This window comes from Quadrisphaera sp. KR29 (genome assembly GCF_052644995.1).
In genome coordinates, this window is record NZ_JBQXXG010000001.1 from 60382 (window position 1) to 86438 (window position 26057).

General features: G+C 76.8%; 22 protein-coding genes and 1 pseudogene. 17 read left to right on the forward strand and 6 right to left on the reverse strand.

The genetic code is table 11. From position 1 onward, the window contains the following. Positions 1 to 67 precede the first annotated feature (67 nt). Together ACUN9U_RS00255 and msrA are read right to left on the reverse strand one after the other, a co-directional pair. The gene (locus tag ACUN9U_RS00255) at positions 68 to 700 is read right to left on the reverse strand and encodes an SAM-dependent methyltransferase (protein WP_445482917.1); all 633 of its coding nucleotides are present in this window, start codon (positions 698 to 700) and stop codon (positions 68 to 70) included. 113 nt (positions 701 to 813) lie between these two features. Then, on the reverse strand, positions 814 to 1482 hold the full coding sequence (gene msrA / locus ACUN9U_RS00260) for a peptide-methionine (S)-S-oxide reductase MsrA (protein WP_445482918.1): 669 nt from the start codon (positions 1480 to 1482) through the stop codon (positions 814 to 816). Between the two features lie 125 nt (positions 1483 to 1607). Between msrA and ACUN9U_RS00265 the strand changes: the two genes are divergently transcribed. The 5 genes from ACUN9U_RS00265 (at position 1608) to ACUN9U_RS00285 (ending at position 7249) form a co-directional block, all read left to right on the forward strand. Continuing rightward, on the forward strand, positions 1608 to 2822 hold the full coding sequence (locus tag ACUN9U_RS00265; protein ID WP_445482919.1) for a cystathionine gamma-synthase: 1215 nt from the start codon (positions 1608 to 1610) through the stop codon (positions 2820 to 2822). 22 nt (positions 2823 to 2844) lie between these two features. Beyond that, positions 2845 to 4137: an AI-2E family transporter gene (locus tag ACUN9U_RS00270; RefSeq protein ID WP_445482920.1), complete on the forward strand. Its 1293-nt coding sequence runs from the start codon at positions 2845 to 2847 to the stop codon at positions 4135 to 4137. Further along, on the forward strand, positions 4134 to 5360 hold the full coding sequence (gene ilvA, locus ACUN9U_RS00275; protein WP_445482921.1) for a threonine ammonia-lyase: 1227 nt from the start codon (positions 4134 to 4136) through the stop codon (positions 5358 to 5360). The genes ACUN9U_RS00270 and ilvA overlap by 4 nt, the downstream gene beginning before the upstream one ends. 69 nt (positions 5361 to 5429) lie before the next feature. After that, positions 5430 to 6449, forward strand: a complete 1020-nt coding sequence (locus tag ACUN9U_RS00280) for an ATP-binding cassette domain-containing protein (RefSeq protein WP_445482922.1) — start codon at positions 5430 to 5432, stop codon at positions 6447 to 6449. After that, positions 6446 to 7249 (forward strand): ABC transporter permease, encoded by an 804-nt coding sequence (locus ACUN9U_RS00285; RefSeq protein ID WP_445482923.1) that lies wholly within the window; start codon positions 6446 to 6448, stop codon positions 7247 to 7249. The genes ACUN9U_RS00280 and ACUN9U_RS00285 overlap by 4 nt, the downstream gene beginning before the upstream one ends. Positions 7250 to 7304: 55 nt before the next feature. On the opposite strand, the gene greA is transcribed toward ACUN9U_RS00285, so the two are convergent. Both greA and ACUN9U_RS00295 read right to left on the reverse strand, forming a co-directional pair. Beyond that, complete coding sequence (gene greA, locus ACUN9U_RS00290) at positions 7305 to 7802, reverse strand: transcription elongation factor GreA (protein WP_445482924.1); 498 nt, start codon at positions 7800 to 7802, stop codon at positions 7305 to 7307. A gap of 154 nt (positions 7803 to 7956) precedes the next feature. Then, positions 7957 to 8373, reverse strand: coding sequence for a DUF4307 domain-containing protein (locus ACUN9U_RS00295; RefSeq protein WP_445482925.1), 417 nt, complete (start codon positions 8371 to 8373; stop codon positions 7957 to 7959). 116 nt (positions 8374 to 8489) lie between these two features. Here ACUN9U_RS00295 and mca point away from each other — a divergent pair, with 116 nt between their 5' ends. Both mca and ACUN9U_RS00305 read left to right on the forward strand, forming a co-directional pair. Next, entirely contained in the window at positions 8490 to 9368 is an 879-nt protein-coding gene (gene mca, locus ACUN9U_RS00300; protein ID WP_445483191.1) for a mycothiol conjugate amidase Mca, read from the forward strand. Further along, the gene (locus ACUN9U_RS00305) at positions 9365 to 9838 is read left to right on the forward strand and encodes a hypothetical protein (protein ID WP_445482926.1); all 474 of its coding nucleotides are present in this window, start codon (positions 9365 to 9367) and stop codon (positions 9836 to 9838) included. The genes mca and ACUN9U_RS00305 overlap by 4 nt, the downstream gene beginning before the upstream one ends. 574 nt (positions 9839 to 10412) lie before the next feature. Here ACUN9U_RS00305 and ACUN9U_RS00310 read toward each other — a convergent pair. Next, positions 10413 to 10871: pseudogene (locus tag ACUN9U_RS00310) on the reverse strand (hypothetical protein); the annotation flags it as partial. Here ACUN9U_RS00310 and ACUN9U_RS00315 point away from each other — a divergent pair. The 9 genes from ACUN9U_RS00315 to ACUN9U_RS00355 all read left to right on the forward strand — a co-directional run bounded on the left by ACUN9U_RS00315 (position 10798) and on the right by ACUN9U_RS00355 (position 23681). Beyond that, entirely contained in the window at positions 10798 to 11424 is a 627-nt protein-coding gene (locus tag ACUN9U_RS00315) for a DUF6636 domain-containing protein (RefSeq protein ID WP_445482927.1), read from the forward strand. The pseudogene ACUN9U_RS00310 and the gene ACUN9U_RS00315 sit on opposite strands and share 74 nt — an antisense overlap. Before the next feature lie 139 nt (positions 11425 to 11563). Then, on the forward strand, positions 11564 to 12319 hold the full coding sequence (locus ACUN9U_RS00320; protein WP_445483192.1) for an isoprenyl transferase: 756 nt from the start codon (positions 11564 to 11566) through the stop codon (positions 12317 to 12319). A 148-nt stretch (positions 12320 to 12467) separates the two neighbouring features. Next, positions 12468 to 13754: a PhoH family protein gene (locus ACUN9U_RS00325; RefSeq protein ID WP_445483193.1), complete on the forward strand. Its 1287-nt coding sequence runs from the start codon at positions 12468 to 12470 to the stop codon at positions 13752 to 13754. A 281-nt stretch (positions 13755 to 14035) separates the two neighbouring features. Next, the gene (locus ACUN9U_RS00330; RefSeq protein ID WP_445482928.1) at positions 14036 to 14956 is read left to right on the forward strand and encodes a hypothetical protein; all 921 of its coding nucleotides are present in this window, start codon (positions 14036 to 14038) and stop codon (positions 14954 to 14956) included. 413 nt (positions 14957 to 15369) lie between these two features. Next, positions 15370 to 17511, forward strand: coding sequence for a glycosyltransferase family 2 protein (locus ACUN9U_RS00335; protein ID WP_445482929.1), 2142 nt, complete (start codon positions 15370 to 15372; stop codon positions 17509 to 17511). Then, positions 17508 to 19955 (forward strand): hypothetical protein, encoded by a 2448-nt coding sequence (locus ACUN9U_RS00340; protein WP_445482930.1) that lies wholly within the window; start codon positions 17508 to 17510, stop codon positions 19953 to 19955. The genes ACUN9U_RS00335 and ACUN9U_RS00340 overlap by 4 nt, the downstream gene beginning before the upstream one ends. Next, entirely contained in the window at positions 19952 to 20155 is a 204-nt protein-coding gene (locus tag ACUN9U_RS00345) for a hypothetical protein (protein WP_445482931.1), read from the forward strand. Before ACUN9U_RS00340 ends, ACUN9U_RS00345 begins: the two co-directional genes overlap by 4 nt. Further along, positions 20152 to 21639, forward strand: coding sequence for a lipopolysaccharide biosynthesis protein (locus tag ACUN9U_RS00350; RefSeq protein ID WP_445482932.1), 1488 nt, complete (start codon positions 20152 to 20154; stop codon positions 21637 to 21639). The genes ACUN9U_RS00345 and ACUN9U_RS00350 overlap by 4 nt, the downstream gene beginning before the upstream one ends. 125 nt (positions 21640 to 21764) lie before the next feature. Next, positions 21765 to 23681 carry a DUF7402 domain-containing protein gene (locus ACUN9U_RS00355; RefSeq protein WP_445482933.1) on the forward strand — a complete coding sequence of 639 codons (1917 nt, stop codon included), beginning with the start codon at positions 21765 to 21767 and terminating at the stop codon, positions 23679 to 23681. Between the two features lie 10 nt (positions 23682 to 23691). Here ACUN9U_RS00355 and ACUN9U_RS00360 read toward each other — a convergent pair whose 3' ends face one another. After that, positions 23692 to 24831 (reverse strand): glycosyltransferase family 4 protein, encoded by a 1140-nt coding sequence (locus tag ACUN9U_RS00360; protein WP_445482934.1) that lies wholly within the window; start codon positions 24829 to 24831, stop codon positions 23692 to 23694. Between the two features lie 353 nt (positions 24832 to 25184). Here ACUN9U_RS00360 and ACUN9U_RS00365 point away from each other — a divergent pair, with 353 nt between their 5' ends. Next, entirely contained in the window at positions 25185 to 25997 is an 813-nt protein-coding gene (locus ACUN9U_RS00365; RefSeq protein WP_445482935.1) for a glycosyltransferase family 2 protein, read from the forward strand. The last annotated feature ends 60 nt before the right edge of the window (positions 25998 to 26057 follow it).

Here is a 26057-nt window from a genome sequence, read left to right on the forward strand (position 1 = left end):
TGCAGGGCCTCCGTCGTCTCCGGCCTCCGTCGTCTCCGGCCTCCGTCGTCTCCGGGCGCCGGACGGCTCAGGACCTGTCGGCCACGAGCACCGCGTCGAGCTGGACCCGGCGCCCGCCGTCGTCCCCGACCACCGGGCGCTCCACCTCCGCCGCCACGCGCACCCGCAGGCCCGCCGCTCGCGCGCCCTCGCGCAGCGCCGCCACGTCGTGGAGCAGCCGCGGGTCGCGCGGGCCGCCGACGTCGCGCACGGCGTTGCCGAGGGCGTGCCCGACGACGACGACGCGCCCGCCCGGCGCCAGCCACCGCGCCGTGCGCTCGACCAGCCGGGGGAGCGCCACGAACGCCACCACGACGAGCGCGACCTGCCCCTTCGGCTGCCACGCGCGAGCGTCGGCGGCCACCCAGCGGCAGCGCCCCGCCAGCCCCTGCGCCCGCGCGGCGCGCGCCGCCACCTCCAGCCCGCCGGGTGAGGAGTCGATGCCGACCACCTCCCAGCCGCGCCGCGCCAGCCACCGCGCGTGGCGCCCGGTCCCGCACGCCAGGTCGACCGCCCGGCCCGGCGCGAGCGGCAGGCACGCGGCGCGCACCGAGGGGTCCACGCCGTCGTGGACCGGGCGGTCGCGGTGCTTCGCATCCCACCAGGCGACGTCGTGCCCGGGCTGCGCCGCCGGGGGTGGGTCGTGCGGGTGCGAGGTCACGGGCGCCAGCGTGCCGCCCTGGGGGGAGCTGGTCTAAGTCGTGGTGGGTGCAGGGTGGCCCCGGTCTCGTCCCACGAGACCGGGGCCACCCTGCACCCGACGAGGGGAGGCGGTCAGGCGCCGACGACGCCCACAGGGCAGGACACGCCCGTGCCGCCCAGGCCGCAGTAGCCGTTCGGCACCTTGTGCAGGTACTGCTGGTGGTAGTCCTCGGCGAGGTAGTACGGGCCGGCGTCCTCGAAGGAGCGCAGCTCGGTGGCGACCGGGCCGAAGCCCGCGGCGCGCAGCCTCGGCTCGAAGGCGGCCTTCGTGCGCTCCACGGCCTCGCGCTGCTCCTCGGTGGTCCAGTAGACCGCCGAGCGGTACGTGGTGCCGACGTCGTTGCCCTGCCGGTTCACCTGCGAGGGGTCGTGCGACTCCCAGAACACCTTGAGCAGCGCCTCCGCCGAGGTCTGCGACGGGTCGTAGGCCACCATCACGGCCTCGGTGTGGCCGGTGCGCCCGGTCACGGTCTCCTCGTACCAGGGGTTGGGCGTGAAGCCGCCCGTGTAGCCCACCGAGGTGGTCACCACGCCCGGCTGGCGCCAGAACGTGCGCTCGGCGCCCCAGAAGCAGCCCATCGCCACGTAGAGCACCTGCGTGCCCTCGGGCCACGGACCCTCCAGCGGCGTGCCGAGCACGGCGTGGTGGGTCGGGACGGGGTAGGGGCGGACGTCGCGGCCGGGCAGCGCCTCCTCGCGGGTCACCATGCGGGACTTCAGCGAGCTGCCGAACAGGGCCATGCGCTTCCTCCTGAGGCTCGGGTTCTCCTGTGCTCAACGCCCCGTCGCACGCGATCCATCCCGCGCAGGAGCACGAGGACGACGACGGCGCGGGCCCGTCCGCCCGGGGCCGTAGCCTCGACCGCGTGAGCGAGCAGCACGTCCCCGGCAGCCACGGCGTCCCCGGCAGCACCGCCCCCGCGGACTGGTCCGGCGCGGGCTTCTCCACCCGGGCCATCCACGCGGGCTCCGAGCCCGACCCGCGCACCGGTGCGGTGATCCCGTCGATCAGCGTGTCCACCACGTACAAGCAGGACGGCGTCGGCGGCCTGCGCTCGGGCTACGAGTACTCCCGCTCGGCCAGCCCCACCCGCGACGCCCTGCAGGAGTGCCTGGCCTCCCTGGAGGGCGGGCGCTCGGCCTACGCCTTCGCCTCCGGCCTGGCCGCCGAGGACACCCTGCTGCGCGCCGTGCTCGCCCCGGGCGACCACGTCGTCGTCCCCGACGACGCCTACGGCGGCACCTACCGGCTCATCGCCCGCGTGCTGGGCCGCTGGGGCGTGGAGCACACCCCCGCCGACATCTCCGACGCCGACGCCGTGGCCGCCGCCGTCCGGCCCGGGCGCACCAAGCTCGTGTGGGCCGAGACGCCCACCAACCCGCTGCTCACCGTCGGCGACATCGGCGCGCTCGCCGCCGTCGCCCACGAGGCCGGCGCGCTGCTCGCCGTCGACAACACCTTCGCCACCCCCTACCTGCAGCAGCCCCTGGCGCTCGGCGCCGACGTCGTCGTCCACTCGACCACGAAGTACTGCGGCGGCCACTCCGACGTCGTCGGCGGCGCCCTCGTGGTCGGCCACGGCGAGCACCTCGACGCCGTCGCCGAGGCCGTCGGCTTCCACCAGAACGCCATGGGCGCCGTCGCCGGCGCCTTCGACGCCTGGCTCGTGCTGCGCGGGCTGAAGACCCTCGCGGTGCGCATGGAGCGCCACTGCGACTCCGCCGCGGCCGTGGCGGCGTGGCTGTCCGAGCACCCGGCCGTCACCCAGGTCCTGCACCCCGGGCTGGAGGGCCACCCCGGCCACGACGTCGCGGCGAAGCAGATGCGCCGCGGCGGCGGCATGGTCAGCTTCCGCGTCGGCTCGCGCGAGAAGGCGCTGCAGGTGTGCGAGCGCGCCCGGGTGTTCACCCTCGCCGAGTCCCTGGGCGGCGTGGAGTCCCTCATCGAGCACCCGGCGGCGATGACCCACGCCTCGGTGGCCGGCTCCGCGCTGGAGGTCCCCGACGACCTCGTGCGCCTCTCGGTGGGCCTGGAGGACCTCGACGACCTCGTCGGGGACCTCGACCGCGCACTCGGCTGAGCGCGCGGCCACACTGGCGGGCGTGCCCACCCAGAGCCGACTGACCCGCACCCCGCGCGCGGAGCGCACGGCTGCCGACGCCGTCCCGTTCCCGGTGCGGGTGGCGGCCGCCTGGGCCTGGCGCCTCGCGCTGGTCGCCGCCGTCCTGTACGGCCTCGGCCGGGTGCTCGCCTACTTCTCCGAGCTCACGGTCTCGCTGTTCGTCGCGCTGCTGTTCGTCGCGCTCCTGGTGCCCACCGTCGACTTCCTGGACCGCCACGGGTGGCCGCGCGTGCTGGCCACGCTGGTGAGCATGCTGCTGGGGATCGCCCTCATCGTCGGGCTATTCACGCTGGTGGTCACGCAGATCGTCTACGGCTTCGACGACCTCGCCGACCAGGCGTCGCAGGGCATCTCCACGCTGCAGACGTGGCTGTCCGACGGGCCGCTGGGCCTGTCGAACGGGCAGGTCAACGACTACATCACCCAGGCCCGGCAGGCCCTGCAGGACAACAGCGACTCGATCGTCAGCGGTGCGGTGGCCGTGGGCGGCACGGCCGCCACCCTGCTCACCGGCTCCTTCCTCGTGCTGTTCTTCACCATCTTCCTCACCTGGGACGGGCGCCGGGTCTGGTCGTGGCTGGTGCGCCTGCTCCCCGGCCCCGCCGAGCGCCCCTTCGACGAGGCCATGCACCGCGGCTGGGTCACGCTGACCTCGTACGTGCGGGCGACGATCGTCGTCGCGGCCGTCGACGCGATCGGCATCGGCCTGGGCGCCTTCTTCCTCGGCATCCCGCTCGCGGTGCCGCTGGCCGTGCTGGTCTTCCTGGGCGCCTTCGTGCCCATCGTCGGCGCGGTGGTCACCGGCGCCGTGGCGGTGCTGGTCGGCCTCGTCGCGCAGGGCCCGGCGGTGGCCCTCGGCATGCTCGCCGTGGTGCTGGCGGTGCAGCAGCTGGAGAGCCACGTGCTGCAGCCGATCCTGCTGGGCAAGGCCGTGGCGGTGCACCCGCTGGCGGTCTTCGTGGCCATCACCGCCGGCGCCACCCTGGCGGGCATCCCCGGGGTGCTCTTCGCCGTGCCGGTCATCGCCGTGACCAACACCGTGGTCACCTACCTCGTGCGCGGTGACGCCGCACTGCCGAAGGGCCTGGTCCAGCACTTCCACGACGAGGGCGACGACGAGGCCGGCGACGACGAGGGGCAGGACGACGGCACCACGTCCGACGAGCAGCGGCGCGACGCCGACGAGGCCGCCGCCCGGCGGGCCCGCGAGGAGGGCTCCGCGCCCGCCTCCGGGCGGCTGGACGCCCGCGCGGGGGAGGGCGCGCCGCAGTGACCGCGGTGCCGCCGGTGGGCGGCGACGACGTGCTGGCGGCCCGCCCGCTGCTGGACGGCGTCGCGCGCCTCACCCCCGTGGTGCGCAGCCGCGCCCTGTCCGACCTCGTCGGCGGCCCGGTGCACCTCAAGTGCGAGAACCTCCAGCGCGGCGGGTCCTTCAAGGTCCGCGGCGCCTACGTGCGGGCGGCGCGGCTGTCCGAGGCCGAGCGGCGCCGCGGCCTGGTCGCGGCGAGCGCCGGCAACCACGCGCAGGGCGTCGCCATCGCCGCGCGCGAGCTGGGCGCCCCCGCCACCGTGTTCATGCCCGTGGGGGCCTCGCTGCCCAAGCTGGAGGCCACCGGCCGCTACGGCGCTCGCGTGCAGCTGGCCGGCGCGACCGTCGACGAGGCGCTCGTGGCCGCCCGCGAGCACGTGGAGCGGACCGGGGCGGTGCTGGTGCACCCCTTCGACCACCCCGACGTGGTGGCCGGGCAGGGCACGGTGGGCCTGGAGCTCGCCGAGCAGGTGGCGGGCCTGCGCACGGTGCTCGTCTGCCTGGGCGGCGGCGGGCTGCTGGCCGGCGTGGCGGCGGCGCTGGCGCACGCGGCGCCGGGCGTCCGCGTGGTCGGGGTCCAGGCCGCGCAGGCCGCCGCGTGGCCCGGCTCGCTGGCGGCCGGGCGCCCGGTGGCGCTGGAGCGCATGTCGACCATGGCCGACGGCATCGCCGTCGCCAGGCCCGGGGACGTGCCCTTCTCGGTGGTGAGCACCCTGCTGGCGCCCTCTGACGTCGTCACCGTCAGCGAGGAGGACGTCTCCCGCGCCCTGCTGCTCCTGCTCGAGCGCGCCAAGCTCGTGGTCGAGCCCGGGGGAGCGGTGGGCGTGGCGGCGCTCATGGCCGACCCGACGGCCTACGAGCCGCCCGTGGGCGTGGTCGTCTCCGGCGGCAACGTCGACCCGCTGCTGCTCATGCGCGTGATCCGCCACGGCATGGCCGCCGCCGGGCGCTTCCTCACGCTGTCCGTGCGCCGGGTGCCCGACCGGCCCGGGGCGCTGGCCGCCCTGCTCGCGCTCGTGGCCGAGGTGGGCGCCGACGTCATCGACGTGGGCCACGGGCGCACCTCGGAGCGGGCCGCCGTCGACGAGGTCGAGGTGGACCTGCGCCTGCAGACCCAGGGACCGGCGCACGCCGAGGGCGTGGTCGCGGCGCTGCGCCGCGCCGGCTACGAGGTGCACGTCGGCTGAACAGGTGCGTCGGGGACGACCGCTGTCGGTGCCGGGCCCTACCGTGCCGCTCGTGACGCGGAGCGCAGCATGACGGCGACCGCCGGCCAGGGGCTGGCGGTGAGGGCCAGGGGACTGGTGAAGACCTACGGCAGGGCGGGCCGGGGCAGCGGGGTGACCCGCGCCCTGGACGGGGTCGACCTGGAGGTGCCCGAGGGCACCGTGCTCGGCCTGCTCGGCCCCAACGGGGCCGGCAAGACGACCACCGTGCGCATCCTCACCACGCTCCTGGTCCCCGACGCGGGGGAGGCGCGCGTGGCGGGGGTCGACGTGCTGCGCGACCCGCAGGAGGTGAGGCGGCGCATCGGCGTCTCGGGCCAGTACGCCGCCGTCGACGAGTACCTCACCGGCTTCGAGAACCTCCGGATGGTCGGGCAGCTGTACCACCTCGGCGCCGCCCGGGCCTCCCAGCGGGCGCGCGAGCTGCTCGAGCTCTTCAGCCTCACCGACGCCGCCGACAGGCCGGTCAAGGGCTACTCCGGCGGCATGCGCCGCCGCCTGGACCTGGCCGGGGCGCTGGTGAACGACCCCCCGGTGCTCTTCCTCGACGAGCCGACCACGGGCCTGGACCCCCGCAGCCGCGCCGACATGTGGGAGCTGCTGCAGGGCATGGTCCGCGGCGGCACCACCGTCGTCCTCACCACGCAGTACCTGGAGGAGGCCGACCTCCTGGCCGACGACATCGTGGTCATCGACCACGGCCGGGCCATCGCGCGCGGCACGTCCGACCAGCTGAAGGCGCAGGTCGGCGGCGAGCGCATCGAGCTCGTGGTCGACCAGGCCGCCCACGTGGAGGCGGTCCGCTCCCTGCTGGCCGAGGTCGCCGTCGGCCCCGTCGAGGTCGAGCAGCACACCCGCCGCCTGACGGCTCCCGTGGAGGGCGGCGCCGCCGTGCTGGTGCGGCTGCTCGCGCGCCTGGAGGCCGAGGGCGTGCACCTCACCGACGCCGGCACGCGGCGCCCCACCATGGACGACGTCTTCCTCACCCTCACCGGGCGGCGCACCGACTCCTCCGACACCACCGACGAGCCGCAGGAGGTCCGGGCGTGAGCACCTGGCTGTCAGCCGTGGGAGACGGGGCGACCATCGCCCAGCGCAACCTCATCAAGGTGCGGCGCGTGCCAGACCTGCTGGTCGGCACGCTCATCTCCCCGATCATGTTCATCCTGCTGTTCGTCTACGTCTTCGGCAGCGCCATCCCCGTGCCCGAGGGCACCAGCTACGCCAGCTTCCTGGTGCCGGGCATCTTCGCCCAGACGGTGATCTTCGGTGCCACGGTGACCGGCAGCGGCCTGGCCGACGACATGCAGAAGGGGATCATCGACAGGTTCCGCTCGCTGCCCATCGCCCCCTCGGCGGTGCTCGTCGGACGCACCACCTCCGACGTGGTGACCAACGTGCTGGTCGTCATCATCATGACCGCGACGGGCCTGGCCGTGGGCTGGCGGATCACCACCTCCCCGCTGGAGGCGATCGCGGGCTTCGCCGTCCTGCTGCTGTTCGCCTACGCGTGCTCCTGGGTGATGGCGCTCGTGGGCCTCCTCGTGCGCAGCCCCGAGGTCTTCAACAACGTCAGCTTCATCGTGATCTTCCCGCTGACCTTCATCGCCAACACCTTCGTGCCCACGCAGGGGTTCCCCGCCGTGCTGCGCACCATCGCCGACTGGAACCCGGTCTCCGCGGTGACGCAGGCCAGCCGCGACCTGTTCGGCAACCCCTCCCTCAACGACACCAGCACCGCCTGGTCGCTGCAGCACCCGGTGCTCTACACCCTGGGCTGGTCGCTGCTGCTGGTGGCGGTGTTCCTGCCCCTGGCCACGCGGCAGTTCAAGCGGTCGGCCGCCCGCTGACGCGAGCAGGCGCCCCGCCCGGTGGGGCGGGGCGCCTGCTCGCGGGGCGCAGGAGTCAGCCGGCGTAGGCCTCGACGTCGTCGACGACGACGGACAGCTCCTTGCCGTTGGGAGCGGTGTAGCTGGCGGTGTCGCCCTTCTTCTTGCCCAGCACCGCCGAGCCGATGGGCGAGCGCTCGCTGTACACGTCCAGGTCGGTGGTGCCCACGGCCTCGCGGCTGCCCAGCAGGAAGCGCATCTTCATGCTGCCGTTGACGGTGGCGGAGACCACGGTGCCGGGGGCGACCACCCCGCTGGCGGCGGCCGGCGCCTGGCCGACCTGGGCCTCGCGCAGCAGCTGCTCGAGCTGGCGGATGCGGGCCTCCATCTTGCCCTGCTCGTCCTTGGCGGCGTGGTAGCCGCCGTTCTCCTTGAGGTCGCCCTCCTGGCGGGCGGCGTCGATGCGCTGGGTGATCTCGAGCCGGCCCGGCCCGGTCAGGTGGGCGAGCTCGGCCTGGAGGCGGTCGTGCGCCTCCTGCGTCAGCCAGGTGGTGGCGGGCGTGGTGTCGGACACCGGTCCTCCTCGGTCGGTCCCAGGGGTGTGCTCCACCAGGACGACGCTGGCCGGCGTGGAGCGCGGAAACGTCGAGGCTACCAGCGGTGCGCTGTCGGGCCCGCCCACCGGCGGGCCCGCCGGTCGGCCGCTCGGTCGACCGCTCAGCCGCCGGTCAGGCGGGCCGGCAAGCGTCCACCACGCCCGTGACCGCCCGCTGCTGGGTCCTGACGGTGACCCGGTGGACGCTGGACGCTCCGTCACCGGCGGTGACCGGCACCTCCTGCAGCCCCACCACGGCCGAGGTGGAGCTGAGCGCCTGCACGCGGCACACCACCTCCGCCTCGGCGGGCTTGGCCACGCTGAAGACCACGACGACCGTGGAGTCGTCGACCACCTGGTAGCTCTGCTCGTCGGCCTGCACGTGGCCGGAGGCGCTGCCCAGCCCGGCCCAGACCGCCCACGCCGCCAGCGCCAGGCCCAGCGCCACCGAGACCACCAGCCGCACCCGCCGGCGCACGGGACCTCGGTCCCCGTACCGCCCGGCGGGACGGACCGGCGGGGTCGGGGCGGACTGCTGGGCGCTGCTCACGCGGTGCTGCTCCTGGGCCTGGACGGGCGTGCGCGATGATTGTCCCCCACCCACCCGCCCGGAGGTCCCCTCCCGTGAGCAGTCCCCTGCCCCGCCCCGCCGAGCCGCTGCGGCTCATGGCCGTCCACGCCCACCCCGACGACGAGTCGAGCAAGGGCGCCGCCACCTGCGCCCGGTACGTCGCCGAGGGCGTCGAGGTGCTGGTGGTCAGCTGCACCGGCGGGGAGCGCGGCTCGATCCTCAACCCCCGGCTCGCCGACGACCCCCGCGTGCTGCGCGACATCTCCCAGGTCCGGCGTGAGGAGATGGCCGCGGCCGCCGCCGCCCTCGGCGTGCAGCACGAGTGGCTCGGCTTCGTCGACTCGGGCCTGCCCGAGGGGGACCCGCTGCCGCCGCTGCCGGAGGGCTGCTTCGCCCTGGAGCCGGTGCACGTGGCCGCCGAGGCGCTCGTCCGCGTGGTCCGCCGCTTCAGGCCGCACGTCATGACGACGTACGACGAGAACGGCGGCTACCCCCACCCCGACCACATCATGTGCCACAGGGTCTCGGTGGCGGCCTTCGACGCCGCGGGCGACGCCTCGGCCTACCCCGGTGAGGGCGAGCCGTGGACCCCGCTGAAGCTCTACTACAACACGATGTCCCGCGGCCGGATCACGGCGATCCACGAGCACCTGCTGCGCGAGCGCGGGGAGTCGCCCTACACCGAGTGGATGAAGCGCTGGGAGGAGCGCGAGGAGCGCCCCGTCACCACGCGGGTGCCGGTGGCCGACTTCTTCGCCCAGCGCGACGCCGCCCTGCTGGCGCACGCCACCCAGATCGACCCCGACGGGTTCTGGTTCGCCGCCGGGCGCGACCTGGAGGCCCGGCTGTGGCCCACGGAGGACTTCGAGCTGGCCCGCTCGCGCGTCGCCCTGCCCCCGCTCGCCGACGGCGAGGTCGAGGACGACCTGTTCACCGGCGTCCGCGAGCACCTGGCAGCCGGCAGCGCGGCGTGAGCGTGCTCAGCGGGACCGCGCTGCTCGCCGGGACGGTGCTGGCGGGCGGGACGGTGCTGGCCGGCGGGCTGGGCCCCAACCCCGTGCCGGACGGACCCCGCGAGCTCGACCCGGACACCGTCACCCCGGGGGTCATCGGCTTCCTGGCCACGGCGGCCGTCGTGGTCGTCTCCATCCTGCTGATCGTCAACCTCGTCCACCGCATGCGCCGGATCCGCCACCGCGCGGTGCTCGAGGAGTCGGCCGAGCGGGCGCGCCAGGAGCAGCTGCGCGACAGGTCCCTGGACCCTCCGCAGCGCGGCGGCGCCGGCAGCGGGGGTGCCGGGCTGACCCCCGGGCACGACGTCGTGCAGGGCGAGGCCCGCGAGGTGCCACCGGGGGAGGTGCCCGTCGACCGCCCCGACGGGCGACGCCGCGAGCCCGCGGCGGACCGGGACGAACCCGGCACCTCGGACCTGCCCCGCACCTAGAGTGACGGGCGGTCGGCGCCGTGCCGACCGCCCGGCGGCTCCGAGCCGCCCGGGAGGAGCTCGGAGGTGGCGTGGACTCACGGGCCTGGCGCGTCGCCGGCGGGTCGGCGGTGGCGCTGCTGGCGCTCGTGGCGCTGGTCGCCTGGCGCGCCGACGCGCTGGCCGGCGGGTGGCTGCTGGCGCTGCGCCTGACGGGTCTCCTGGCCGTCGTGGGCCTGCTCGCCGCCGTGGTGCTGGCCAGCCACGCCGCGCTGCGCCCCCCCTCCCCGCCGCAGGTGCTCGTCAGCGTCCCCGCCTCCGGGGCCCCCTCCGCGACCGCGAAGCGCGGCCGCAGGGCGCTCGTGCCGCTCGCGGCGCTGGTGGGCCTGGCAGCGGTCTCGGCGGCCCCCGCCCTGGTGGTGCTCGTGCTGGCGCGGGCCGACGACGCCGCCGGTGCTGCCGCCGGGGCCGGGCGGCCTCCGGCCAGCACCGGCGCGGCGCCGCAGGGGGCGCCCTCACCCACCGCGCCGCCTCCGGCGACGACGGCTGCGCCGTCCAGCTCGGCGCCCGCCAGCTCGGCGCCCGCCAGCTCGGCGCCGTCCAGCCTCGCGCCGTCCAGCCCAGCGCCCGCCAGCTCCGCCCCCGCCAGCCCCGCCCCCGCTCCGCCGAGCGGGGCCCCGCAGCAGTCGTCGGTCTCGCCCTCGCAGCTGCCGGCGGCGACCGAGGGCTCCGCGTGCCAGGTGGTGGTCGCCACCGGTGACTCCCTGTGGTCGCTGGCCGCGGCCCAGCTGGGGCCCGGGGCGAGCGACGCCGACGTCGACGCCCGCTGGCGCGCCGTGTACGCCGAGAACTCCGACGCGGTGGGGCCCGACCCCGACCGCGTGCTGCCGGGGCTGGCGCTGCGCACCTGCGCCTGAGCGCGGCCGGGCGAGATGCCCGGTTCCGCCGTGGCGCGCGCCCGGTCGCCCCACGATGGAGCGGTGAGCCGCCCCACCCGTCCCACCGTCCCCGACCGGCCGCGAGCCAGCGCCCTGCGCGGTGCGCTGGCCGCCACGGCCCTGCTGGCGGGCGCGGCGCTGCTGGCCGGGTGCAGCGGCGAAGCGCAGGAAGCGGGTGCCGCGCCCGCCAGCAGCGCCGCGGCCCCAGCGGCCCCGGCGGCCGCCCCCTCGCCGGCGCCGCCCGCCGAGACCGGGGCCGCCACCCCCGGCGGCACCCCGAGCACCACGGTGGTGACCTCGATGACCACCTTCACCTCCCCGACCGGCAACATCTCCTGCTACCTGGCGCCGGTGCAGGGCTCCACGCCGTACGCCCGCTGCGACCTGGGCGAGACGAGCTGGTCGGTGCCGGAGCCGAAGGGCGGCTGCGAGGGCAGGTGGGGCGGCGGTGAGGACGGCTTCGGCAGCGTCGGCGTGGGCGGTGGCGAGGCCCAGCACCTGTGCGTCGGTGACGCGGTCGCCGACGGGGGCGCCCCACCGCTGGAGTACGGCTCCTCGATCGTCATGGAGCCGCTGACGTGCACCAGCACGAGGGACGGCATGGTGTGCACCAACTCCGCCACCGGGCACGGCTTCACCGCCGCCAGGGCTGCAGCGGTGCTGGGTTGAGCACCGCCTAGGCTCGCCACGGGCAGGACGGGAGGCGGTCGTGGTCGCAGCGGACGGCGGGGTGGGCTCGCGCGCGCTCGTCCGGGTGCAGCGCGCCAGGAGCTGGGTGGCCCCCCGCCTCCGGCGCCTGCGCGCACCGGTGCGCGCGGTGCTCGAGCGCGGCTACGAGCGCCGCCTCGCGGCCTCTGTCGGCCGCACCCGCGCGCCCCAGCACGTCGCGGTGATCCTCGACGGCAACCGCCGCTGGGCGCGCGAGGCGGGCTTCGACTCCCGCTCGGGGCACCAGGCCGGCGCCGACAAGGTGCTGGAGCTCACCGAGTGGTGCGAGCAGGTCGGCGTCCAGGTGGTGACGCTGTGGATGCTCTCCACCGACAACCTCACCCGGCCCCCCGCCGAGCTGGAGCCGCTGCTGGCCATCATCGAGGACACCGTCGACCGCCTCGCCCGCGACGGCCGCTGGCGGGTGCACCCGGTGGGGGCCCTCGACCTCCTCCCGCCGAGCACGCGCTGCGTGCTGGAAGACGCCGCCCGCGACACCGGCGGGCACACCGGCCTGCACGTCAACGTGGCCGTCGGCTACGGCGGTCGGCGCGAGATCGCCGACGCCGTGCGCTCGCTGCTCGCCGAGCACGCCAGCCGCGGCACCTCCCTGGAGGAGCTGGTGGAGGTGCTCGACGTCGAGCACATCGCCGAGCACCTCTACACCGCCGGCCAGCCCGACCCCGACCTGGTCATCCGGACCTCCGGGGAGCAGCGGCTCTCGGGGTTCCTGCTGTGGCAGAGCGCCCACAGCGAGTTCTACTTCTGCGAGGCCTACTGGCCCGACTTCCGCAGGGTCGACTTCCTGCGCGCCCTGCGCTCCTACGAGCAGCGCGAGCGCCGCTACGGCAGCTGAGCGGGGGCCGGGCGGGGGACGCCCGTGCGGGCGTTCGTCGTCGTCCTCCCGCGCGCCCGCGGGATGCGGGGCTAGCGTCGTGCCCGTGAGCGACGCCTCGGCCGTCCAGCAGCCCGACCCCTCACCGGCGCCCGCCCCGGCGCCGAGGGTGCGCACCTTCGTGCTCGACACCTCCGTCCTGCTCGCCGACCCGCGCGCGCTGCTGCGCTTCGCCGAGCACGAGGTCGTCCTGCCGGTGGTCGTCATCACCGAGCTGGAGGGCAAGCGGCACCACGCCGAGCTGGGCTACTTCGCCCGCGCCGCGCTGCGCCTGCTGGACGACCTGCGCGTTCGGCACGGCCGCCTGGACGCGCCCGTGCCCGTGGGCGAGGACGGCGGCAGCCTGGTCGTCGAGCTGAACCACACCGACCCCGCCGGCCTGCCCGACGGCTTCCGCCTCGGGGACGCCGACAGCCGGATCCTCGCGGTGGCCGCCAACCTCGCGCACGAGGGCCGCAGCGTCACCGTGGTCAGCAAGGACCTCCCGATGCGCGTCAAGGCCTCCGCCGTGGGCCTGGACGCCGAGGAGTACGTGGCCTCCGGGCCCGTCGACACCGGCTGGACCGGCGTGGTGGAGCTCGACGCCACCACCGAGCAGGTGCAGGAGCTCTACGACGACGGCGTGCTCGACCTCGAGCCGGCGCGCGGGCTGCCCTGCCACACCGGGCTGGTGCTGCTCTCCCCGCGCGGGTCGGCGCTGGGCCGGGTCGGCGCTGACAAGCAGGTGCGCCTGGTCAAGGGCGACCGCGAGGTCTTCGGGGTGCACGGCCGCAGCGCCGAGCAGCGGATCGCCGTCGACCTGCTCCTGGACCCCTCGGTGGGCATCGTCTCCCTGGGCGGGCGCGCCGGCACCGGCAAGTCCGCGCTGGCGCTGTGCGCCGGCCTGGAGGCGGTCATGGAGCGCCGCCAGCACCGCAAGGTCATGGTCTTCCGGCCCCTGTACGCCGTGGGCGGCCAGGAGCTGGGCTACCTGCCCGGCTCCGAGGCCGAGAAGATGAACCCCTGGGCCCAGGCCGTCTTCGACACCCTCGGCGCGCTGGTCAGCCCCGCCGTGGTCGAGGAGGTCATGGCGCGCGGGCTGCTGGAGGTCCTGCCGCTGACCCACATCCGGGGGCGCAGCCTGCACGACGCCTTCGTGGTGGTCGACGAGGCGCAGTCCCTGGAGCGCAACGTGCTGCTCACCGTGCTCTCGCGCATCGGCCAGAACTCTCGCGTGGTCCTCACCCACGACGTCGCCCAGCGCGACAACCTGCGGGTGGGCAGGCACGACGGCGTGGCCGCCGTCATCGAGGCGCTCAAGGGGCACCCGCTGTTCGGGCACGTCACCCTCACCCGCTCCGAGCGCTCGCCGGTGGCGGCGCTGGTCACGGAGATGATGGACGTCCTCGACGTCTGACGGCTCCACCACGCTCGGGCGCCGTCCCGCCACCCTGCGTGGCGGAGACGGTAGCCCGGACGGGCCAACCCGGGCGATCCTGGACAGACCCGGCTCCCGGATGGCACTGTCGGAGCCCGACAGAGCTCCGGGTCCGTCGGACGTCCACCCTGCCGCCGCGCAGGTGCTGAGCGCACGGCCTCGCGTCCTCGCACCAGGCCCGCCCTTCCCCCGGGTCCCAGCGGACCACCCGGGGCACTCCTGCGCGCCGCGTGCGAGGTGCGCCGCCCGGAAGGTCCTGAGTGCTCCACCCCCGTCGTCGTCGTGCTGCCCACCGCGCCGTCGCGGCCCGTCGCGCGACGCCGTCCCCGCTGCGCCTGGCAGCCGGTGCGGCGGCCGCCGGAGCCGTCGTGCTCACCGCGACGGGCGCCTCCCTGGTCGGCCCCGCCAAGACCGAGGCCACCCAGGCCGCGGCCCGCGAGACGACCGCGCAGCGGGTGGCGCAGGTGTGGCGCGCCGCCGGCTCGGTCCCGGTGGAGGGAGCGGCCGCCGCGCAGCAGCAGGCGGCCGCCGCCTCCCCGGAGGTCGTGGCGCTGCAGGCCGAGCTGGTCAGCGAGCGCGGTGGGTCCGCCAGCCGCAGCCAGGACCGCCTCTCCGCGGCCGACCCGACCGCCGGGGGCCCCTCCGAGGACCCCGCGGGGCCCACCTCCGGGCAGGGCGCGCCGACCGCCGGCGACGACGCCGTCGCCCGCGCCCAGCAGCGCGTGGCCGAGCTGCAGGTGCAGCAGGCCGCCGACGACGTCGACACGGCGGCCCACCAGCGCGCCGCGGGCGTCTCCGCCGCGCAGGCCCGCGCCGCCGTCCAGAGCGCGCAGGACCAGCGCGCCGCCGAGGCCGCGGCCGCCGAGCTGGCGGCGGCGCAGGCCGACCCGCGGGCCGTGGCGGCGCCGCTGGTGGCCGCGCGCGGGTGGGGCGCGGAGCAGTTCGCCTGCCTCGACAGGCTGTGGACCAAGGAGTCCGGCTGGAAGTGGTGGGCGGACAACCCCACCTCCAGCGCCTACGGCATCCCGCAGTCGCTGCCGGGGGAGAAGATGGCCTCCCACGGCGAGGGCTGGCGCGAGGACCCGCGCGTCCAGGTGGCCTGGGGGGTCGACTACATCGCAGCGGTCTACGGCACGCCGTGCCGGGCGTGGGCCCACAGCCAGGCCACCGACTGGTACTGACGCCGCCCGGACCCCGGGGCCCCCGCGTCGCAGCGCCGGCCCAGCGCGCCGGCGCGGTACGTTCTGCCCGGTGAGCGAGAACCGCGGCTCGACGCCCTGCGCCCGGTGCGGGCACCAGAGGCTGGCGCACGAGCACTACCGGCGAGGGGCGGACTGCGGCCTGTGCGAGTGCGGACGGTTCCAGGACCGCCGCCTCGACGGCTACGCGCGGGAGTCCGGCAAGGTCGTGCGCCTGCTGCGCGGGGTGCTCCTGAGAGTGGGCCGATCGGGTCGTTGACGCGCTGGGTGACCGCGCGGTCACCCTTTCGCGCTCCAGTCGCGCCCGCCGGTGCCGCATCTTCGGGGGAGGGGCGGCTGACCCCGTCCGGCCCTTCCGCCGGCGCAGCCTCCTCGACCACCCGAGGAGTCCCGCCGTGGCCGCCACCCCTGACGCGACGCAGCCCGCCCCCGCCGTGGCCGTGGTCGTCTGCGCCTACACGGAGCAGCGCACCGCCTCGGTGCTGGCCGCGCTGGCCGAGGCCCGGCGCCAGTGCGACGGCCCGGACGACGAGGTGGTGCTCGTCGTCGACCACGCCCCGGAGCTGTCGCGCGCACTGCGCGCGGCGGCGCCCGCCGGCGTGCTCGTCGTGGACAGCACCGGGCCGCGTGGGCTGTCCGGGGCGCGCAACACCGGCGCCGCCGCCACCTCGGCGGAGCTGCTGGTCTTCCTCGACGACGACGCGCTGCCGCGGCCGGGGTGGCTAGCGGCGCTGCGCGCCGCGGCCGCCGACCCTGCCGTCGCCGTCGTCGCCGGCGCCGTCCACCCCGCCTGGGAGGGGGGCCGGGCGCCGCGGTGGTTCCCCGGGGAGCTCGGCTGGGTGGTGGGCTGCGACTACACCGGCCTGCCCGCCGACGGCCGCGACGTGCGCAACCCCATCGGCGCCTGCATGGCCGTGCGGCGCGACGCGCTGCTCGCCGCGGGCGGGTTCTCCACCGAGCTGGGCCGGGTCGGCACCCTGCCGGTGGGCTGCGAGGAGACGCTCATGGGCATCCGCGTGCGCAGCGCCCTGCCCGGCGCCCGCACCCCGCGCACCACCGCCTTCGCCGTCGACCACACCGTGCCCGCCGCTCGCCAGCGCCTGCGCTACCTCTTCTCGCGCTGCTGGCACGAGGGCAGGTCCAAGGCGCTGGTCGCCCGCGCCGCCGGCCCCCAGGCCGCCCTGGCGAGTGAGCGGAGCTTCGCCACCCGGGTCGTGCCGCGGGCCCTGGCCCGCGAGGTGCTCGCCACGGGCCGCGGCGACGCCGCGGGCGCCGCGCGCGCCGGGGTGCTGCTCGCCGGCCTGGCGGTCACCGCGGCGGGCTTCGCGCTCGGCCGCCTGCGCCGGGCGGCCCCGCCGTCCGCGCCCGCCCCGGCGACGGCCGGCGTCGCCGTCCCCCGGCCCTCCCGGTCCCCGGAGCAGGCCGGCGCCGGGACCGAGGAGGTCACGGTCGTGGTCTGCACCCTGGGCCGCGACCCGCGCCTGCTCGGCACCGTGGCAGCGGTGCTGGGCCAGACGCACCGCCAGCTCGAGCTGGTCGTCGTCGACAACGACCCGGCGTCCGGGCGCGTCACGGAGCTGCTCGACCCCGCCGCCCACCCCGAGCTGGCCGCCGTCCTGACCGACCCCCGGCTGCGGGTCCTCCCCGAGCCGGTGCGGGGCCTGTCGGCGGCGCGCAACCGCGGGCTCGCCGCGGCCCGTGCGTCGCTGGTGGCCTACACCGACGACGACGCGGTGCCGGACCCCACCTGGCTGGAGGAGCTCCTCGCCGTGCTGGCGCTGGACACCGACGAGGCGGTCGCCCTGGTCACCGGGAGGGTGCTCGCCGCGGAGGTGGCGACCCAGGAGCAGGCGTGGTTCGAGGAGGCGGGCATCTTCGACAAGGGCTCCGTGCAGACCACCTGGGCCGTCGACGGCGTCGTCGTGCCCGAGCGCCTGGGGCGCCCGGGAACCCGGTCGGGGTTCTTCCCCTACACGGCCGGGGAGGTCGGCAGCGGCAACAACATGGTCTTCCGCACCGCCGCCCTGCGCGCCCTCGGCGGCTTCGACGAGGCCCTCGGCGCCGGCAGCCCCGCCCAGGGAGGGGAGGACCTGGACGTCTTCCGGCGGGTCCTGCTCGCCGGGCACGTGGCCGTCTACGCCCCCGCGGCGGTCGTGCGGCACTTCCACCGGGACACCTACGAGGCCCTGCGCGCGCAGATGCGCGGCTACGGGATCGGCATGGCGGCCGTCCTCACCAAGATCGTCCTGTCGGGGGGGCGCCCCGCCCGCGACGTGCTGCGCTGCGTCCCCCGCGGCGTGTGGACGCTGCTCGCCCCGAGCTCGACCAAGAACGCCAAGAAGCCCGCCGAGATGCCCCTGGCCCTGGTCGGCCACGAGCTCGTCGGCTACCTGCAGGGCCCCTGGTGCTACTTGCGCAGCCGCCGCACGGCGGTCCAGCGCCGCGCCGCCGCCGGCGCGGCGCGTGGTCCGGCCGTGCGGGAGGGCGAGGGCGCCCGGGCCCGGGACGCCGCCGCCGGCGCGGCGCTGCTGCCGTGAGGCTGGCCTCGCCGACCCGGCAGGCCCCGCCGCCCGGCCCCGCCCGCGTCGACGGCACCGCCGGCACCGGCGCTCCGGGCGCCCGGTCTCCGCTCGCCCACCTCGCGCGGCACGGGCGCCCGGCGGGGCGCCGCGGGGCTGCGGCCGGGCCGCCCGAGCGCGCCCTGCTCGTCGCCACGGTGCTCCTGTGCGCGGCGACGGGGCTGGTCGCGTGGTCGGCCGCCGGGGGCGCCCCCGCGGCCCTCGACGCCCTGCTGCCCGCGCCGGTGCGCGCCACCGTCGCGGTGCTCGCGGCCCTGTGCCTGCCGGGCACCCCCCTGGTGGTGCTGCTCAGGCCGCCCAGCCGCGCCCTGGGCGCCGCCCTGGCCACCAGCACCTCCCTGGCGGTCACGGTCCTGGTCTCCCTCGGCAGCCTGCTGGCCGGCGCCTGGGCGCCGCGCACCAGCGAGTCGCTGGTGGTCCTCGCCTCCCTGCTGCTGGTGCTCGCGGCCTGGACGCGCACCTCCGGCCGGCCGCGCGGGGCGCTCGTGCTCGGCCAGCGGTGGGACCGCCGGCGCACCGGCGGCATCGCGGCGAGCGCGGTGGCCGCCGGCCTGTTCGCCTGGCAGGCGCGGACGCTGGACGTCTCCGCCGTGGGTGACCTCGGGCTGGTGCAGGCGGTCGGCTGGCCGCTGGTCGCCTGCTTCGCGCTGACCGGTGCGGCAGCGGCGAGCGGCCTGCTGCGCCGCCGCCCCGACCCGGTGGTGCTGCTCCCCGCGCTCCTCGTCCTCGTCGTGGCGCAGACCTCCCTGGTCAGCGCCGCCACCGGTGAGGTCTCCACACCGACGGCCTGGGTGCACCGCGGCTTCGCCGACCTCATCAGCGCCACCGGCGTCCTGCCGCCGCCGTTCGACGCCCGGATGAGCTGGGCCGGCTTCTTCGCGGCGACCTCGCACGTCGTCGCCGTCGCCGGGCTCCCCGACGCCACGGTGCTGCTCGCGCCGGCACCTGTCGTGCTCGACGTGCTCGCCCTCGCCCCGCTGTTCGTCATCGCCCGCGCCGTCACCGGACGGGCGGTGACCTCCTGGCTGGCGCTGTTCCTGGTGGTCCTCACCGACTGGTACCAGCAGGACTACTTCGCCCCCCAGGCGGTCGCCGTGCTGTGGCTGACGACGCTGCTCGCCACGGTCCTGTGGTGGTGGAGGGCGCAGGCCCCGGCCCCCGTGCGGGGCACCGCGCGCCAGCGGCTCGCGGCCCTGGCACGGGCCTGGCGCAGCACGCCGGCGGTGCCCCCGGGCACCCCGGTGGCCGCGGTGTGGGGCACCGAGGCCCTCCTCGTGGTGCTCCTGGCAGCCCTGGTGGTCACCCACCAGCTGACCCCGCTGGTCGCCGTCGGCGCCCTCGCGGTGGTCACCGCCCTGGGCGCGACGCGCTTCCGGAGCCTGTGGCTGGTGGCCGGCCTGGCCTTCACCGCGTGGTTCAGCTTCGGGGCCTCCGGCTTCTGGGCCGGCCACCTGGCCTCCCTGCTGGACGAGCTCGGCCAGGTCGGGTCGGCGGTGCAGGGCGGCGTCGCGGAGCGCGTCGGGCAGGTGCCCCTGCACCAGCTCGGCCAGGGCGTGCGGCTGGCCACCTCCGCGGCCCTGGCGCTGGTGGCCCTGCTGGGCTGGTGGTCGCGGCGCGGCCGCCGCGGTGCGCTGCTCGTCGGCGCGCTCGCGGTGCTGCCCTTCGGCCTGGTCGCGGTGCAGAGCTACGGCGGCGAGGTCGTGATCCGCTGCTTCCTGCTCGCGACGCCCCTGCTGGCGCCGCTGGCGGCGGAGGCGCTCGTGCGCCTGGTCGTGGCGCTCCGCGCCCGCGCCACCGCACGCGCTCCCCGCTCGCAGGACGCGGCCGCGCCGGGCGCGGCTCCCGCTGCGGTGCTGCCCGCGGGAGGCTCGCGGGTCGAGCGCCGCGCGGGCGGCGCGACGGGCGCCCGCCGCAGCGGGGCCAGCCGCCGCCGCAGCCCCCTGACCGCGGCGGTGGTGGTCCTCGGCGTGGTGCTCGCCGGGGTGGGCGCCACGACGTCGCGCGGCCTGAACGCCTCCTTCGAGCGGACCGGGTCGCGGGAGCTGGCCGTCGCCGACGACCTCGTCCGCTCGGTGCCGGCCGGGGCGTGGGTGGCCGCCCTGGGCAACGCCCCCTACCTGCTCACCGCCCGCAGCCTGACCGGCGAGGTCGACGTCGGCCTCGCCGCCGCCGGGGACGGCTGCTCCGCCGACCCCACCGGTTGCGTGCTGCGCGAGGCGCCCGACTACCTGCTGCTCACCCCGACGCAGCAGGCCCAGGGCGTGTACGCCGACGGACGCGCGCCCGGGTGGCTCGACGCGGTGCAGCGCGGGCTGCTCGCCTCGGGGGAGTACGTCCTCGCGGTCGACGACCCCCAGGTCGTCGTCCTGCGCCGCGCCGACGTCCCGGAGGTGCTGCGGTGAGCGCGGACCCCACGCTCGTCTCCGTGGTGGCCCTGGTGGTCGCCGCCGTCCTGGTCGTGATCACGTCCGTGCTCCGCGAGGAGCGCGTGCCGAGCACCGGGGGCACCGCGTGGCCGGGACCCCTCACCCTGGCCCTGGGCGCCGCCGCGGCCGTCGCCGTCGTCGCCACGGCGGTGCGGCTGCTGGCGGCCGTCTCGTGAGCGCGACGGCCGACCAGCTGCAGGCGGCCGGTCCGGCAGCACCGCCGGCGCAGGGGGGGCCGCAGGAGGTCGCGGACCCGGCCCTGTTCGGGCGCGGGGCGCTGTACGCCGGGGTCTCCGCGCTGCCGCTGGTGACCGCGGCGCTGGTCTCCCCGGCCCTGGCCCACCTCCTGGGGCCCACGGGGCTGGGCCTCATGGCCAGCGCCCTCGCCCTGCACCAGGTGCTGGCCGTGCTGTCCACGGCGGGCCTGGACCAGGTGCTCGTCGTCCAGCGCGCCGAGGACGGCCACGACCGCGGCGCCCGGCGCCTTCTCGGCCTCGGGCTGGTGCTGGCCGGCGCCTCCGCGCTGGTGAGCGGCCTCACCGCGCCGCTGTGGGCCCCGGCGCTCGGCTTCGGGGGGCTCACGCCGCTGGTGCTGGCCACGGTGCTCTGGACGGCGCCCGCCGCCGCCACCGCCCTCGTCCTGGCCCTGCTCAACGCCCAGGACAGGCTCGCCGCCTTCGCCGCCGCCAGCACCACGGCCTCCGTGGGCAGCCAGGTGCTCGGACTGGGCGCGGTCCTGCTGGTGCAGCGCAGCGTGGAGGCCTACGCCTGGGGCGTCGTCGCCGGCCAGGTGCTGGCGCTCGCGGTGGGCCTGGCCTGCGTGCGCCCGGCCTTCCGCGGCGCGCTCCAGGCGCAGCTCGTGCGCCGGTCGGTGGCCATGGGACTGCCGCTCATGGCCAGCGGGGTCTCGGTCTTCGTCCTGAACGCCGGCGACCGGCTGGTCGTCCAGCGGCTCCTCGGGCCCGCCGAGGCGGGCCGCTACCAGGTGGCCTACACCGTCGGCTTCCTCGCCGTGACCCTCGTGGTGATGCTCGGGCAGGCGTGGGCGGCGCGCATCGCCGACGTGCGCGACACCCGGCAGCGCTGGGCGCTGGTCAGCGCGAGCCGCGACGGCCTGCTGAGGATGTTCGCCCCGACGGTGCTGGGGGTGGTGCTCGCCGCCCCCCTGGCGCTGCGGGTGCTGGCGCCCAGCAGCTTCCGCCCCGAGGGGCTGCTCCTCGTGGTGGCCCTGGTGGTGCTCTCCGGCCTCCCGGTCATCGCGGGGGTGGCCACCGGCCGCGCCCTCATCACGGTGCGGCGCAGCCGGCCGCTGGCCGTGGCGGCCGCGTCGGCGGCGCTGGTCAACACGGGGCTGAACCTCGCCGTGGTGCCCGTGTGGGGCCTGGCCGGGGCAGCCGCCGCCACGGCCGCCGCCTTCGCGGTGCAGGCGCTGGTGCAGCGGCTGCTGCTGCCGCCGGAGGTGGTCCTGCCCCCGACGCCGGTGGGCACGTGGGCGCTGGCCCTGGTCGCCTCGGCAGCGGCGCTGGCGTCCGTCGGCCTCCCGCAGGACGCGCTGTGGATCGCCGTCCGCACGGCTGCCTCCCTGGTGTGCCTGGCTTGGTTGTGGCGCGCCGTCACCACCGCCCGCCGCGCCACGTCCGGGGTCCCGCGGACGCCGTGACCACGCTCCCGGAGCGGTAGCGGTGAGTAGCGATCGGGTGGCGTGGGCTCGTCAGGCTTCACTCACGGTGACTGCCTGTGGTTGCGTTGCGTGACGTGCAGGGGAGCGGGATGCGAGGAGGAGCCGTGGCGGAGCGGACGCGGGCGAAGAGGTCCCACGAGGCGCTGTTCGGGCTCCTCGCAGCCACCGCGCTCGTCGCGGTCACGGCCCTGACGGGCAGCGTGGCCAGCGCCCCGCCCGCCCAGGCCGCCGGCTGCACGGGCGGCACCGTCGCCGTCGTCGCCCACCCCGACGACGACGTCCTGTTCCTCAGCCCCGACCTGGGCGGCGACCTGGCCGCCGGCGCGTGCACCACCGTGGTCTACGCCACCTCCGGCGACGCCGGACGCGACACCAGCTACCCCCGCAGCCGCGAGGCGGGGGTGCGCGCGGCGTGGACGCGCACCAGCGGCTCGACGGGGACCTGGAGCACCTCGACCACCGTGCTCGCGGGCACCACCGTGGCCACGGCCCACCTGTCGGACCGCAACCTGTCGCTGGTCTTCCTCCGCCTGCCCGACGGCGGGCTCGACGGGCAGGGGTTCCCCCGCTACGGCGGCGCCCTCCCGCAGCTGCTGGAGGGGACGCTGCCCTCCCTCAGCACCGCTGACAGCCCCGCCGCGACGTACACGCTCGCCTCGCTGGTCGACACCGTCGGAGCCGTGGTGCGGGCGCAGGGACCCGCGGTGGTCCGCACCCAGGACTTCTCCCACGCCGACGACGGCGACCACCCCGACCACCACGCCATCGCCAGGGTCGCCGTCATGGCGCGCGACGCGGTGGGCAGCCGGGCGCCGGTGGTCGGCTACTACGGCTACCCGGTCAACAGCCTGCCCGCGAACCTCACCGCGGCGCAGGTGGCGGACAAGAGGGCGGCCCTGTACGCCTACGCGCGCTTCGACGACCAGATGTGCGGCAGCGACGCGGCGTGCGCCGGCAGGCCGGAGGCGGGGTGGACGGCGCGCCAGCACCGGTCCGGCACCTCCACCGCCCCCGCCGCGCCCCCGACCGCCACCCCGACCGCCAGCCCGACCGCCAGCCCGACCGCCACCACGACGACCAGCACCAACGTCGCCCGCACCGCGGCGGTGACGGCCTCCACCCAGAACACCGCCACGGGCCAGACGGCCGGGAAGGCCGTGGACGGCGTCGTCGGCGGGTACCCCGGGGACCACACCGTGGAGTGGGCCTCCCAGGGGCAGAGGGCAGGAGCCACCCTGACGCTGACGTGGCCCTCACCGGTGGTGCTGGGCAGCGCCGTGCTCTTCGACCGGCCCAACACCTCCGACCGCGTGACCGGCGCGACCCTGACCCTGTCCGACGGCACGTCCGTCGCGGTCCCCGCCCTCGACGACGCGGGGGCCGCCACGCCGGTGGCCCTGCCGGCGCGGAGCACCACCTCGCTGCGGCTGGCGGTGACGTCGGTGAGCCCGACCACCCTCAACGCCGGGCTCGCCGAGCTGCAGGCGTGGACGGCGACGGCGACGCCCACGGCGACGCCCACGGCCACCGCTACGGCCACGGCCACGGCCACGGCCACGGCGACGCCCACGCCCACGGCGACCTCGAGCTCGCCGCCCACGCCGGTCGACCTGTCGCGGACGGCGACGGCGACCGCGAGCTCGGAGAACCCCGCCACCTCCCAGGTGGCCGCCAAGGCCGTCGACGGGATCGCCGGGGGCTACCCCGGCGACCACACCACCGAGTGGGCCAGCACCGGCGGGACCGCCGGGACGTGGCTCTCCCTGCGCTGGTCGGCGCCGGTCGTGGTCGGGCGGGTGGTGCTGCACGACAGGCCCAACACCGACGACCGCGCCACCGCGGCGGTGCTGACGTTCTCCGACGGGTCGCAGGTCAGCGTGCCCGCGCTGGCGGACGACGGCAGCGGCACGACGGTGACCTTCCCCGCGCGCTCGACCACCTCGGTCCGGGTGACGATCACCGCCGTGAGCGCCACCACCCGCAACGCCGGGCTGTCGGAGGTCCGGGTCTCCAGCAGCTGACCCCGGGGGGTCAGGCCGACGCCGCCTGGCGCTCGAGCTCGGCCTCCAGCACGTCCATGCGCCGCCCGGCGTCGAAGCCCGCGGCCACGGACAGCATCCGGGCGCCGAGGCCGGGGTCCTCCTCGCGCCAGCGCAGGAGCCGCAGCGCGGAGGCGGCGAGCGCCGCGTGGTCGCCCGCAGGCACCAGCAGGTCTTCGCCCGCCCCCGCGAGCACCTCCGGGAGCGCGCCGCTGCGGGCGGCCACGACCGGCCTGCCGGTGCTCACCGCCTCGAGCGCCACCCTGCCGAACGACTCCGGCAGCAGGGTGGGGAAGAGCACGACGTCGGCGGCGTGCAGGAGCGGGACGACGTCGTCCTGGGGCCCCAGCCGCGTCGCGCGACCGGCCGCGACCGCCGCGTCGAGGACGTCGCCCAGGCCGCCGTCGGGGTGGCCCTGCGGGACGTCCCCGGCGACCAGCAGGTGCGCCGCGGGGTCCGCCGCCTCCACGAGGGGCCAGGCCCGGGCCACCACGCCGGCCCCCTTGCCCTCCACGAGCATCCCGTACAGCAGCGCCACCCGGGCGCCGGGCGGCAGCCCCAGGCGCTGCCGCGCGGCCACGGACTCCTGCTCTCCGCCGGGCACGTAGGTGTCCGCCGGCACGGCGTTGCGGAGCACCCCGACGCGCTCGCCGGGCAGACCGGCCTCCACCCACTGCCGGCGCGTGAAGTCCGACACGGCGAGGTGGCGGCGCACGCCGGTGGCCAGCACCCGCTGGACCGGGCGGCGGTACATCGGGGCGTGGTGCAGGTGGCACACCAGCGGGGTGCGCGTGAGCGCGCGCGCCGCGTGGGCCCACGCGAGGTGCTCGAAGCGCTGGACCCACAGCACGTCGGGGCGCAGCCGGCGCAGCAGCTGCGCGCTCTCGCGGTAGGCGGCGAGGTCGGCCGGGGTGCGGCGGGGCTCCCAGGCGACGCGCACCGGGCCGTGCAGCTGGGCACCCGCCTCCGCGAGGGGAGCGTGCAGGTCCCCGGGTGCGGGCCGGTAGCGGCACGGGCCGTGCACCACGTGCACGTCGTGACCCCGCGCGGCGAGCCCTCGGACGTCCTCCAGCAGCGTCACCTCGATGCCGCCCAGCCGGCTGGGCTCGAGGGCGTCCACCACGATCCGCACCCCGGCGACCCTACGCACCGCCGACCCGCCGCGGCGCGGATCTGCGGCTCCCGCGGCGGCCCGGCGCGCACGCAGAGCGAGCGACCCCCGGGCGGGAGGGGCCTCCCCGCGGGCTGGAAGTGCCCCAGCGTCACGGCAGCTCGAAGGAAGATGACTCTCTGCTCTCAATGGGTGATCACCGTAGTGACTGATTGTCACCGGTTCTCGTCACTGACAGTGTTCTCCACAGCGGCCGACACGGCCGCCGGGAGATGCGAAGATCCCGGTCCGCGGATTGGTCGCCGCGTGCGGACCGGGGGAGCGAGTGGCGAAACCGGGCCCCGAGGCACGCCCGCGAGTCCGAGGAGCCCATGATGACCAGCACCGTCGCCACCGTCACCGTCGTCATCCCGACGAAGAACGAGGCCCGCAACGTCGGCTGGGTGCTGGAGCGCCTCCCCGAGATCGTGACCGAGGTCGTCCTGGTCGACGCCAACAGCGTCGACGGGACCGTGGAGGCCGCCCTGGCCGTCCGCCCCGACTGCCGGGTGGTGCGCCAGACCCGCAAGGGCAAGGGCAACGCCCTGGCCGCCGGGTTCGAGGCCGCCACCGGCGACTACATCGTGATGATCGATGCTGACGGCTCGATGGACCCCGCCGAGATCGCCGACTTCACCGCCGCCCTCGACGGCGGAGCCGACTACGCCAAGGGCTCCCGCTTCGCCGCCGGCGGCGGCAGCGACGACATCACGCGGCTGCGCAGGGCCGGCAACTGGGGCCTGAACACCCTCACCAACCTCCTCTTCCGCTCGCACTACAGCGACCTGTGCTACGGCTACAACGCCTTCCGCCGCGACTGCGTCGCCGCCTTCGCGCTGCCCACCGCCCACGGCACCACCCAGGCCCAGTGGGGCGACGGCTTCGAGATCGAGACCATGATCAACGTCCGGGTCGCCGTCGCCGGCAAGAAGATCGCCGAGGTGCCGAGCTTCGAGTTCGAGCGCCGCTACGGCACCAGCAACCTCAACACCTTCCGCGACGGCTTCCGGGTGCTCGGCACCATCCTGGACGAGCGCCGCCGCGCCAGCCGCGCCCGCCGGGCGGCCCAGGGCGGCACCGCGCTGCAGATCCCGGTGCAGCGCCAGGCCTCCGAGGCCGGCGCCGCCGCAGAGCTGACCGCCGCCTGACCACGGCCCGACCCGGGCGCGGGGCCCGTCACCCGCTCGGCCCAGCCGTCGCTGCGGTCG